The sequence below is a fragment of the Sphingopyxis sp. genome (assembly GCF_036261875.1).
Lineage (GTDB): Bacteria > Pseudomonadota > Alphaproteobacteria > Sphingomonadales > Sphingomonadaceae > Sphingopyxis.
Genome location: NZ_DATAJZ010000012.1, coordinates 70,048 through 81,827 on the forward strand (window position 1 = coordinate 70,048; position 11,780 = coordinate 81,827).

Below are 11,780 nucleotides of genomic sequence, written 5' to 3' on the forward strand. Positions count from 1 at the left end.
TCGCCTTGTCGGGCCAAGCTGGCACCTGCATCAGGCGGCGCGCGCGCCGACGAAGCCGAGGCCCGCCGCGATCTGGATCGACTGCGCGCGCCCGGTCGCGCCGAGCTTCGCCGCGGCGTTGCGGAGATGGAAGCGCACCGTCGAGACCGACAGCGACAAGATGATCCCGATCTCGCCATCGGTCTTGCCCGCCGCCGCCCAGCGCAGGCACTGGACCTCGCGCCGCGTCAGCGTTTGCGGCACCGTCGCGTTACGCGGCCGCCCGCGCGCCTCGTTGTGCGTCGCGACCAGTTTGACCGCGAGATTATGGAGGCGGCCTGCATGGCCCGCGAATAGCGCCTCGACCCCGACGGGCTCGCGCGAGCACCAGAAGACCGCGCCGACGAGCCCGCGCGGCAGATGCACCGGCGCGATGATCGCTTCGCCGAAATTGGGCGTATTCTTCGCCTGCTCGCAATCGACCGCGTCGAGCAGCCCGGTCGGGCGCCAGGTGTGGAGGCTGCCGTCGCTGTAATAAAAGGGTTCGGCGACGAGCCGCGCCGCGGTCAGGAAAGCGATGTGGAGCGCGAGCTTGCGGTCGCGCCAATAGGCGTGCGCCGGGTCGATCCAGCGAAAGCTCGTTTCGGCATAGGGACGGCCGTCGGCGTCGGCCATCGGTTCGGGATCGCCGAGATCGGCCTGCGCCGCAATGAAGGGAAGGCCGATCGCATCGCCCGCCGCTTGCACCTCGGCGATCAGGGTCGGCATTTCTGCCCAGCAAAGCGCCTGGCTGTCCTTCACCTCGTCTACCTCATCCTCATCCTGACACAGGTGCCAGCTTGTTCGCGGGGCCGCAATCCGGTCCTCTGTCATTGTCCGGCTTCGCGCGACGCTCGCACATAGACGAGTTCCGCGACAAGCTGTTTGAGGGAGGATGGACGATGAAGGCAATGCGTATTTTTCTGCTCGCGGGAACCGCGGCGGGTCTGGCCGGGACGGTGCCGGCCTTTGCTACCGAGGCCGACCAGGCGGCGCCGCCGGTCGAGGGGGACATTATCGTCACCGCGCAGCGCCGCGCCGAATCGATCAACGATGTCGGCATGGCGATTCAGGCCGTCGACAGCGAAACGCTGGAAAATCTGCGCGTCACCGATGTGCGCGACCTGACCGCCGTGGCGCCGAGCTTCACCGTGTCGCAAAGCTATCAGGGCGTGCCGACCTACACGCTGCGCGGCATCGGCTTCAACACGATCAACCTGTCCGCAACCTCGACCGTCGGCACCTATGTCGATGAGGTCGCTTACGCCTATCCGATCATGAACACCGGGCCGATCATGGATCTGGAGCGCGTCGAGGTGCTGAAGGGGCCGCAGGGCACTCTCTATGGCCGCAACACGACGGCGGGGCTCATCAACTTCATCACCGCCAAGCCGACCGATCATTTCGACGCCGGGGTCAGCGCCGAACTGGGCAATTATCAGACCTATAATTTCGCCGGTCACATCTCGGGCCCGCTCGGCGAGGGCGTTTCCGCGCGCCTCGCGATCCGCAGCGAGAACAGCGACAAGGGCTGGCAGGTAAGCAATTCGCGCCCCGACGAACGCCTCGGCAAGGTCGACAAGCTCGGTATCCGCGGCTCGCTCGCCGTCGAGCCCGGCACCGGCACCCACATCGACCTGTCGGTAACCTGGTGGCGGAACAAGTCGGACACCGTCGCCGGGCAGGGAATCGGCTTCACGCCGGCGACCAATCCCGTGACGGGCACCAGCGCGTCGCATTTCTTCAATGTCCCGGGGCTTGCCGACTATATCGCGGGCAATTTCCCGACCAAGGCCAGCCAGGCCGACTGGGCGCCCGAAGCCGCTCGTTCGGCCGATATCGGACGCGGAGCCGGATTGCCCGGCGACCTGGCCGAGAATAATCGCTTCTGGGGCCTGAAACTGCGCCTCGATCACGACGTCACCGATGCGGTGAAGTTCGTCAGCCTGACCAGCTACAATGATTTTCGGCGCAAGGCGCTGTCCGACTGGAGCGGCGCGCCGTTCGAGGTTCTGCTGCAGAAAGCCGACGGCCGCATCAAGAGCTTCGCGCAGGAGATTCATTTCGAGGGCGAGAGCGGCGCCGTCAACTGGCTGGTCGGCGGCTATTATGGTCACGACAAGATCGTCGACAGCAACCGCACGCTGCTCGGTGAAAATGCGAACGCGCGCTTCATCCGCGCGGCACCCTATCTCATCGTGCCCGGCGTCAATCTGCTCGAAACGCCGTTCAATTCCGGCGGCTATACGGCCGCCGACATGGCGACGGCGTTCCGCACCTATGAAGACATCGGCACGATGAACACGAAGACGTGGAGCCTCTTCGGAAACGCCGACGCCGAACTGACCGAGCAGCTCAAGCTGACCGTCGGCCTTCGTTATACCGAGGACAAGCAGGACTATGTGGGCTGCTCGCGCGACTATAAGGGCAGCATGTTGCCGAACGTCAACGTCGTGAACCGCTTCCTCTTCTCGGCCGGCGGCACGCTGCCGATCCCGGCGCCCATCGTCGAGGGGCAGTGCAACACCTATGACGATGTGACGAACAGCTTCGGCCCGGTGGTCTCCACGCTCGACGAGAACAACCTCGCCTGGCGGGTGGTGCTCGACTGGTCGCCGAACGACGATACGCTCGTCTATGCATCGGTGTCCCGCGGCTATAAATCGGGCACCTCGCCGGTCAACGCGGCGAGCAAGGCGCGCCAGAACGCGCCGGTCACGCAGGAAAAGCTGACCGCCTATGAAGTCGGCCTGAAGGCGACGCTGGCCGATCGCCTCCTTCAGGCGAATCTGGCTGCCTTCTACTATGATTATAAGGACAAGCAGATCAGCACCTATTTCGCCGATCCGATCTATACGGCGCTGGCCCGCCTCGACAATGTGCCGAAGTCGAAGGCCTATGGCGTCGAAGGCGAGTTGACGCTGCGTCCGGCCCAGGGCGTGACGATTTCCGCCAACGGCCTGTGGCTGAAGACGCGCGTGATCGATTATGTCGGCACCAATGCCGCCGGTCAGCCGCAGAATTTCGACGGTGCGGAGTTCATTTACAGCCCGCACTTCCAGGGCAGCATCGTTGCCGCCTATGACACGCCGGTGAGCGATACGCTGAACGTCAATGGCGCGGTCAGCCTGCGCTATCAGAGCAAGTCGAACACGATCTTCGAGGACGATCCGCTCTACAAGATCGACTCCTTCGCCGTCGTGAACGCCAGCCTTGGCCTGAAGTCAGAGGCCGGGTGGTCGCTGTCGCTATGGTCGAAGAATCTGTTCAACAAATATTATTGGTCGTCGGTCGCCAGCAACGCCAACGTCGTCGTCCGTTTCGCCAACCAGCCGCGAACCTTCGGCCTGACGCTGGGTTACGATTTTTAGCGGGGGTCCCGCACCGGCCCGCTCCCCCTCCCGGCCTCCCCGACGATAGTAGCCTATGGGAGGCCGGGAGGGGGAGCGGGCCGGTGCCGCTCGCGGCGGAAGCCGCAAATAATTGCTGAAAGGGCGCAGGCAGACATGCAGGACAATTATCTGGGCACGATAATCGATTTTGCCTCTCCCGCCGGGGAACCGGCCCTGCTTGCGCCCGACAGCGTCCAGTGGCGCGTCTACAAGAATCCGATCGCGCTCGGCATCGGCGGCATCGCGGCGGTGCTGCTTGAATTTGCCGAGCCGCGCATCCGTTCGGGGGTATGGGATCATTCGACCTACAAGGTCGATCCGATCGGCCGCTCGCGCCGCACCGGCCTCGTCGCGATGCTTGCCTGCTACGGCCCCGCGAGCGTCGCGAAGGAGGTGATCGGCAAGGTCAATCGCCTGCATGGGCCGGTGAAGGGCAAGACTCCCGCGGGCGAATCCTATCGCGCGCTCGACCCGGTGCTGCTCGATTGGGTCGCGGCGACGGCCTCCTATGGCTTCCTGATGGCCTATGACCGTTTCGTCCATCCGCTCGGCGAGGCCGACAAGGATCGCTTCATGCGCGACGGCGATGCGATCGGGCGCGAGTTCGGCGCGCGGCACACGCCGGCGTCGGTCGACGGGTTCATGGACATGATGGCCATGCTCGAACCGAAGTTTGAGGCGCATCCGATCATCTTTGAATTCCTCGATATCATCCAGTCGGGCCGCGCGGCGCCGGGGACGCCGCGTTTCCTGCATCGCGCGATCGCGCGGGCATCGGTATCGCTGCTCCCCCATGCCCTCCGGGGCCGGCTCGATCTGGGGCCGAAATATGACCTCACGCGCGCGGACAGGCTGATGCTGCGTGCGGTGGGCAAATTGGCCGACCGCTTCGCCAGCCGGACGTCGGCGCCATGTCAGGCGAGCCTGCGGCTCGGGCTTCCTGCTGATTTTCTATACCGCTCGCAGGCTGAGCAGCAGCGGTTGCTGGAACGGCGGCCGGATATATTGGCGACGGCATAAATCCATCGTCATCCCGGCGCAGGCCGGGATCTCGCCGGTGCGTCATGCCAATAGGGCGAGATCCCGGCCTGCGCCGGGATGACGGGGTGTTATTCCGCCTCGGTGCTGAGCCCCAATTCGGGGATGCCGATCGAGCGCCGACCGCCGAAGTCCGATCGCACGACGATCGCGCCCTGTTTTTCCATATAGTCGACGAGCCGCCGGATGCGGCCCGGCGAGCGCGTGCCATAGGCGCGGCCGAGCGCGTCGTCGTCGGGGCAGGGACTGCCCTCGATCGCGGCGCGCGCGATCTGCACGAACGGCGCGAGCATATCGTCGGGTAGGCGGTCGGCAGCGGCCAGCAATTCGCGCCACTTGTCCTCGGCGGGGTCGAAGATGCCGCCCTTTGCCAGCGCGAACCGTTTGCGAAACTGCGCGAGATCGAGCGGAACGCGGCCGAGCTTCTGCATCCGGCAGCGCACCGAGAAATCCTGATAGAGAAAGGATTCGGGGTGGAAGGCGCAGTCGGGGTCGGCGAGCATGTCCTCGAGCGCGGCGACGATCGCCGGTTCGGCATCGGGCAGATCGGCTTCGGGGAATAAAGTCGGTGCTGCTGCGGGCGCTTCGTCATCCGCATCCTGCTCGGCGAAGCGCTGGATCAGTTCCTGCGCGGCGACCGGCTTCGGCGCGGGCGCTGGCGTCGGGAGCGGCTGCGTTTCCAGTTCGGCGAACAGCATCGTCCGCATATCGTGCGGCTCGGCGCTCGGCAGCGGCAGCAGGCCATGCGTCCCGGCGCGCGTCGCGGTCTGGGTCGAGCCGATCTTGACCGCGATCGGACGCCGCGAAATTGCCGGGCCGAGCCCCAGGAAATGCCCGCGTTCGAGGTCGCGGATCGCCTCGGCCTGCCGCCGTTCCATGCCGAGCAAATCGGCGGCGCGCGCCATGTCGATGTCGAGGAAGGTGCGGCCCATCAGGAAATTGCTCGCCTCGGCGGCGACATTCTTGGCAAGCTTGGCGAGGCGCTGGGTCGCGATGGCGCCCGCGAGACCGCGCTTGCGGCCGCGGCACATCAGGTTCGTCATCGCCGACAGGCTCGCGCGGCGGACGGTGTCGGAGACGTCGCCTGACGCGCTCGGCGCGAACATCTGCGCCTCGTCGACGACGACGAGCGCGGGAAACCAATGCTCGCGCGGCGCATCGAACAGGGCATTGAGGAACACCGCGGCGCAGCTCATCTGCGCCTCGATGTCGAGCGTGTCGAGCGCCACGATCACCGAAGCGCGATGCTCGCGGATGCGCGCGCCCATCGCGGCGATCTCGCGCTCGCTGTAATCGCCCGCGTTGACGACGATATGATTGTAGCGGTCGGCGAGAGTGACGAAATCGCCCTCGGGATCGATCACCACCTGCTGGACGAGTCCGGCGCTTTCTTCGAGCAGACGGCGCAGCAGGTGCGACTTGCCCGACCCCGAATTGCCCTGAACGAGCAGGCGCGTCGCGAGCAATTCCTGCACATTGACGTGAACGGCGCTGCCCCGGTCGTCGGTTCCGATTTCGATGCTGCTGTTCACCGCGTGTGCCCTATCGGGCGGCCGCGTGCTTGACAACCGGTCAGCCTGTCCGAAGGCTGGAAATAGGAGAGTGCCGGCGATGACGAGGGACAGGATAGCGCTGATCGAGGCTGGCGGGACGAAATTCGTCGTCGGGATCGCTGGGCGCGATCGCACGATTGCGGCACGCACGCGCATAGCGACGACGAATCCCGCCGAGACCATCGGCGCGGCGATCGACTGGCTGCGCGCGCAGGGCGGCGATTATGCGGCGGTCGGCATCGCCTCCTTCGGCCCGCTCGACCTCGATCCGGCGTCGCCGGACTGGGGCCATATCACGCGGACGACCAAGCCCGGCTGGAGCCATGCGGCGATGGCGGCGCCTTTCGCTCGCGCGCTCGGCTGTCCGGTCGCGATCGATACCGACGTCAACGGCGCCGCGCTCGCCGAATATCGCTGGGGCGCGGGGCAGGGGTGCCGGTCGGCGCTCTATTTGACCGTCGGGACCGGAATCGGCGGCGGTGCGGTGGTTGGCGGGCGGCTGATCCACGGCGCCTCGCACCCCGAGATGGGGCATATCGCCATGCCGCGCCACCCGGACGATAGGGATTTCGGCGGCATCTGCCCGTTTCACGGCGATTGCCTCGAAGGACTGGCGAGCGGTCCGGCGATCGCGGCGCGGTGGGGGGCGTCGCTTTCGGACCCGCCTGCCGAACATGAAGCGCACGCGATTATCGCCTGGTATCTGGCGCGGGCGATCACAAGCTTTCGCGCGATTCTCGCGCCCGATCGCATCATCCTCGGCGGCGGCGTGATGGAAACGCCTGGGCTGCTCGATCGGGTGCGCAGCGAAGCGGCTGCGGCGGGAGGCTATTTCGCGGGCGATCCCGAAGCGATGATCGTGGCGCCCGCGCTCGGCGGCGATGCGGGACTGCTCGGTGCGTTGGCATTGGCCGGGATCGAGGGAAACCTCCGCAAAGTGGGCGGATAAATTCCATCTCGTCATCCCCGCGAAGGCGGGGATCCAGCTTTCTTCTTCGTGCCTTTGCGCCTTTGCGTGAGATTCCAGAAAAACTCACGCAAAGGCGCAAAGGCACGAAGAAGATAAGAATAAAAGGAAAAAGCGGGATTCCTGCCCTCGCGGGAATGATGGGGTTCTATTTTTGACCTAGCCGCTCGAAATCTGTGACGCGATTGATGTTAGGGATCGTATCGCTTTCGACCGCCTGCGCCCCGATGGCTTCGGCCCAGGCGCGCACCGCTCGTGGGCCGTCATCTGCCAGCCAGGCGGCGAGGCGGTCGGCGTCGGCGCTCGGCCAGATGCCGATCACCGGGCAGGAGAGAGCAAAAGCCGCGCCGTCCGACCGGCAGAGCCGATCGAGCAACCCCTCGGGGAGGTGCGGCGTATCGCAGGGCAGCGACAGGAGGCGCTCATATCCTGCGTCGCGCGCCGCCGTCAGCGCGCCCGCCAGCCCGCCGAGAGGCCCCAGCCCGGCACGCGGGCGATCGGGTACGCTCTCGCGCGCTGCATGGGCGTGACCCGAAACGAAGACGGCGCCGCAAACCGGGGCGAGCGCCGCAATCGACCAGTCGATCAGCTTGCGCCCCGCATATATTTCCTCCGCCTTGTCGCGGCCGAAGCGCGACGAGGCGCCGCCCGCAAGGACGACGCCGGCGATGGAGGCGGCGGCCGTCAATCGATCGTCCGCGCCAGTTCGTGGTTGAGCCACAGCGCGACGAGCGTCCCGATCGCGCCCGACAGCAGATAGGCGCCCGCCGCGATCAGCCCGAACTGGCTCGACAGCCACAGCGCGACCATCGGCGCGAAGCCCGCGCCGAACAGCCAGGCGAGATCGGAGGTAAGCGCCGATCCGGTATAGCGATGGCGCGGGTCGAAGTTCGACGACAGCGCCCCCGACGACTGGCCGAAGGAGAATCCGAGCAGGATGAAGCCGAGGATCATGAAGGCGGCCTCGCCGGCCTCGCCCGCGCCGAGAAGCTGCGGCGCGAAGCCGCTGAAGGCGGCGATCGCGGCGGCCGTGACGCCCAGCAATGTGCGGCGCCCGACGCGGTCGGCGAGATAGCCCGAGGCGATGATCGCGAACACACCGATTGCGGCTGCGACCGCCTCGATCATCAGAAAGCGCACCGGCGTCTCTTCGGTGAACAGAAACACCCACGACAGCGGGAACACCGTCACCATGTGAAAAAGGGCGAAGCTCGCGAGCGGAGCGAAGGCGCCCATCGCGATGATCCGCCATTCGGAACGCAGCGTCTCGGTCAGCTTCGCGGGTTCAAGGTCGCGATCCTCGAACAATGCGGCATATTCGGGGGTCACGACGATGCGCAGCCGCGCGAAGAGCGCGACGACGTTGATCGCAAAGGCGACGAAGAAGGGATAGCGCCAGCCCCAGTCGAGAAAATCCTGCGCCGGCAGCGCCGCGATCAGGAACATGAAGAGCAGGCTCGCGACGATCAGCCCGAGCGGCGCGCCCAATTGCGGGATCATCGCATACCAGCCGCGCTTGCCCTCCGGCGCGTTGATCGCGAGCAGCGAGGCGAGCCCATCCCACGAGCCGCCGAGCGCGACGCCCTGTCCCATGCGGAAAAGAGCCAGAAGCAGCGCCGCGCCGATCCCGGCGGTCTCATAGCTCGGCACGAAGGCGATCGCCGCGGTCGATCCGCCGAGCAGGAACAGCGCGATCGTCAGCTTGGCGCCACGGCCATAGACGCGGTCGATCCACGAAAAGACCATCGTGCCGGCGGGACGCGCCAGAAAGGCGAGCGCGAAGATCGCGAACGACCACAACGTGCCGGTGAGCGGGTCGAGCTGCGAAAAGACGAGCTTCGGGAACACCAGCACCGAGGCGATGGCGAACACGAAAAAGTCGAAAAACTCTGACGTTCGCCCTATGATGACCCCGATCGCGATCTCGGCGGGAGAAATGCGATGATCGTCTTCATAGAGTGCGCGGGCGTCGCGTTCGGCCTGGGTGGTGGACGGCGCGGTTTCGGCAGACATAAGATGCGTCCTGCTGCTGGCGCTCCCGAAAAGGGACATTCGGTGGCGCGAGTCGATCATAGGGCAAAAACGCCCCTTATGAAATTGCCCCTGCGCGATCCGCGGCGGTCGCGGGATTGGACAAAATGTCCTATGTGCAGTGCAACAAAGGAGGCCTAGGCGCGCATCATGCCAAGCAATCTCCCCCGTTTTCCTGCTCGCTGGCGGCTTTTGCCGCTGCTCGCCGCGCTGCCTTTGCTGTCGGGTTGCGGGCTGATCGTGCTCGATCCGGCGGGCGACGTTGCGCGCCAGCAGGGCGATCTGATCATCATCTCGACCGTGCTGATGTTGCTGATCATCGTGCCGGTGATGGCGCTGACGATCTTCTTCGCGTGGAAATATCGCGCGGCGAACAAGCAGGCGACCTACAAGCCCGATTGGGACCATTCGACCCAGCTCGAACTCGTCATCTGGTCGGCGCCGCTGCTGATCATCATCTGCCTCGGCGCGGTGACGTGGGTCGCGACGCACCTGCTCGACCCCTATCGCCCGCTCGCGCGCACCGGGCCGGGGCAGGCGATTGCCGCCCATGTGAAGCCGCTCGACGTCAATGTCGTCGCGCTCGACTGGAAATGGCTGTTCATCTATCCCGAACAGGGGATTGCGACGGTGAACGAACTGGCGGTGCCGGTGAACCGGCCGATCCGCTTTCGCATTTCGGCCTCGTCGGTGATGAACAGCTTTTACGTTCCGGCACTTGCGGGCCAGATTTATGCAATGCCGGGGATGGAGACCAAGCTGCACGGCGTGTTCGACAAGACCGGCACGTTCGACGGCTTTTCGGCCAATTATTCGGGCTGGGGCTTTTCCGACATGCGCTTCAAGGTGAAGAGCCTGCCCGCGCCTGCGTTCGACCAATGGGTCGCCGCGGCGAAGGCCTCGGGCGAGGGCGACCTCGGCCGCGCCGCCTATCTGAAGCTCGAGAAGCCGAGCCAGAAGGAGCCGGTGCGCCGTTTCGCCACAGTGGATCCCCAGCTTTTCGACGCGGTGGTCAACATGTGCGTCGAACCCGGCAAGATGTGCATGCACGACATGATGGCGATCGATGCGAAGGGCGGCGCGGGCATTGCCGGCATCCAGAACGTCCGTTCGGTCACCTATGACAAATTCGCCGCGCGCGGAACCGGCGGTCTTGCGAACTGGAGCGTCCGCTATGTCGCGGCGCTGTGCAGCCAGCAGATGCACTCGGCCGACCGTCCCGACGCGAAGCCGGTGAACCCGGCGCCGCTGAAGGGCGAAGGCCTGCCCCATCCCAATCAGGCGCCCGAGCGTACCGCTCTGAACGCCGTTCCCCGCCAGACAAGCTGAAGGCAGCCTTCGTGATCACCCCGCAACCCGCCCCCGCAACCGGCCCCTTCCTCGGCAAGCTGTCGCTCGACGCGTTGCCGCTGCACGAGCCGATCCTGGTCGTCACCTTCATCGCCGTCGCGATCGGCGGCATCGCGGTGCTGGCCGCGATCACCAAATATCGTCTGTGGGGCTGGCTGTGGCGCGACTGGCTGACCACCGTCGATCACAAGCGGATCGGGATCATGTACATGATCCTGGGCCTCATCATGTTCCTGCGCGGCTTTTCGGACGCGATCATGATGCGCCTGCAGCAGGCAATGGCGTTCGGCGGGTCCGAAGGCTATCTGCCGCCGCACCATTATGACCAGATCTTCACCGCGCACGGCGTGATCATGATCTTCTTCGTCGCGATGCCGTTCATCACGGGCCTGATGAACTATATCGTCCCGCTCCAGATCGGCGCGCGCGACGTCAGCTTTCCGTTCCTCAACAATTTCAGCTTCTGGATGACGGTGTCGGGCGCGGCGCTGACGATGATCTCGCTGTTCGTCGGCGAATATGCCCAGACCGGCTGGCTCGCCTATCCGCCCTTGTCGGGAATCGCCTACAGCCCCAATGTCGGCGTCGACTATTATATCTGGGGGCTTCAGATAGCCGGCGTCGGCACGACCCTGTCGGGGATCAACCTGATCGTGACGATCCTGAAACTCCGCGCGCCGGGCATGGGCCTGATGAAGATGCCGGTTTTCACCTGGACGTCGCTTTGCGCGAACATCCTGATCGTCGCGAGCTTCCCGATCCTGACCGCGACGCTGACCCTGCTGGCGCTCGATCGCTATGCGGGCACCAATTTCTTCACCAACGACCTCGGCGGCTCGCCGATGATGTATGTGAACCTGATCTGGATCTGGGGGCACCCGGAGGTCTATATCCTCGTGCTGCCGCTGTTCGGCGTCTATTCGGAAGTCACCTCGACCTTCTCGGGCAAAAAGCTCTTCGGCTATACGTCGATGGTCTATGCGACGATCTGCATCACCATCCTGTCGTATATCGTGTGGCTGCACCACTTCTTCACCATGGGGTCGGGGGCCAGCGTCAACAGCTTCTTCGGCATCACGACGATGGTGATCTCGATCCCGACGGGGGCGAAGCTCTTCAACTGGCTTTTCACCATGTATCGCGGCCGCATCCGCTTCGAACTGCCGATGATGTGGACGGTCGCCTTCATGCTGACCTTCGTCATCGGCGGGATGACCGGGGTGCTGCTCGCGGTGCCGCCCGCCGACTTCGTGCTGCACAACTCGCTGTTCCTGATCGCCCACTTCCACAATGTCATCATCGGCGGCGTGCTGTTCGGCCTGTTCGCCGGCATCAACTACTGGTTCCCCAAGGCCTTCGGCTTCAAGCTGGATCCGTTCTGGGGCAAGCTGTCCTTCTGGTTCTGGCAGATCGGCTTCTGGTTCGCCTTCG

At 65.2% G+C, this 11,780-nt stretch carries 9 protein-coding genes; 5 read left to right on the forward strand and 4 right to left on the reverse strand.

Annotated elements, in window-relative coordinates; genetic code table 11:
* Window positions 1-30 precede the first annotated feature (30 nt).
* Window positions 31-852, reverse strand: a complete 822-nt coding sequence (locus tag VHO04_RS06920; protein ID WP_329627630.1) for a helix-turn-helix transcriptional regulator — start codon at window positions 850-852, stop codon at window positions 31-33.
* A 68-nt stretch (window positions 853-920) separates the two neighbouring features.
* Between VHO04_RS06920 and VHO04_RS06925 the strand changes: the two genes are divergently transcribed.
* Window positions 921-3,389, forward strand: a complete 2,469-nt coding sequence (locus tag VHO04_RS06925; protein ID WP_329627631.1) for a TonB-dependent receptor — start codon at window positions 921-923, stop codon at window positions 3,387-3,389.
* Window positions 3,390-3,524: 135 nt separating this feature from the next.
* Window positions 3,525-4,430 carry an oxygenase MpaB family protein gene (locus tag VHO04_RS06930; RefSeq protein WP_329627632.1) on the forward strand — a complete coding sequence of 302 codons (906 nt, stop codon included), beginning with the start codon at window positions 3,525-3,527 and terminating at the stop codon, window positions 4,428-4,430.
* An 89-nt stretch (window positions 4,431-4,519) separates the two neighbouring features.
* Here the strand turns inward: VHO04_RS06930 and VHO04_RS06935 are convergent, their stop codons facing one another.
* Window positions 4,520-5,980, reverse strand: a complete 1,461-nt coding sequence (locus VHO04_RS06935; RefSeq protein WP_329627633.1) for an ATP-binding protein — start codon at window positions 5,978-5,980, stop codon at window positions 4,520-4,522.
* A gap of 79 nt (window positions 5,981-6,059) precedes the next feature.
* On the opposite strand from VHO04_RS06935, the gene VHO04_RS06940 reads away from it, so the two are divergent.
* Entirely contained in the window at window positions 6,060-6,950 is an 891-nt protein-coding gene (locus tag VHO04_RS06940) for an ROK family protein (protein WP_329627634.1), read from the forward strand.
* A 166-nt stretch (window positions 6,951-7,116) separates the two neighbouring features.
* On the opposite strand, the gene VHO04_RS06945 is transcribed toward VHO04_RS06940, so the two are convergent.
* Complete coding sequence (locus tag VHO04_RS06945) at window positions 7,117-7,656, reverse strand: molybdenum cofactor guanylyltransferase (protein ID WP_329627635.1); 540 nt, start codon at window positions 7,654-7,656, stop codon at window positions 7,117-7,119.
* Complete coding sequence (locus tag VHO04_RS06950; protein ID WP_329627636.1) at window positions 7,653-8,981, reverse strand: MFS transporter; 1,329 nt, start codon at window positions 8,979-8,981, stop codon at window positions 7,653-7,655. The genes VHO04_RS06945 and VHO04_RS06950 overlap by 4 nt, the downstream gene beginning before the upstream one ends.
* 168 nt (window positions 8,982-9,149) lie before the next feature.
* Between VHO04_RS06950 and cyoA the strand changes: the two genes are divergently transcribed.
* Entirely contained in the window at window positions 9,150-10,328 is a 1,179-nt protein-coding gene (gene cyoA / locus VHO04_RS06955; RefSeq protein WP_329627637.1) for a ubiquinol oxidase subunit II, read from the forward strand.
* A 14-nt stretch (window positions 10,329-10,342) separates the two neighbouring features.
* The coding region (locus tag VHO04_RS06960; protein ID WP_329627638.1) for a cbb3-type cytochrome c oxidase subunit I at window positions 10,343-11,780 on the forward strand (1,438 nt) is incomplete at its 3' end.

Excerpts from the sequence above, each read along its gene's own strand:
- VHO04_RS06920 (WP_329627630.1), bottom strand. The coding sequence starts at position 852 with ATGACAGAGGACCGGATTGCGGCCCCGCGAACAAGCTGGCACCTGTGT.
- VHO04_RS06925 (WP_329627631.1), top strand. The coding sequence starts at position 921 with ATGAAGGCAATGCGTATTTTTCTGCTCGCGGGAACCGCGGCGGGTCTG.
- VHO04_RS06930 (WP_329627632.1), top strand. The coding sequence starts at position 3,525 with ATGCAGGACAATTATCTGGGCACGATAATCGATTTTGCCTCTCCCGCC.
- VHO04_RS06940 (WP_329627634.1), top strand. The coding sequence starts at position 6,060 with ATGACGAGGGACAGGATAGCGCTGATCGAGGCTGGCGGGACGAAATTC.
- VHO04_RS06950 (WP_329627636.1), bottom strand. The coding sequence starts at position 8,981 with ATGTCTGCCGAAACCGCGCCGTCCACCACCCAGGCCGAACGCGACGCC.
- cyoA (WP_329627637.1), top strand. The coding sequence starts at position 9,150 with ATGCCAAGCAATCTCCCCCGTTTTCCTGCTCGCTGGCGGCTTTTGCCG.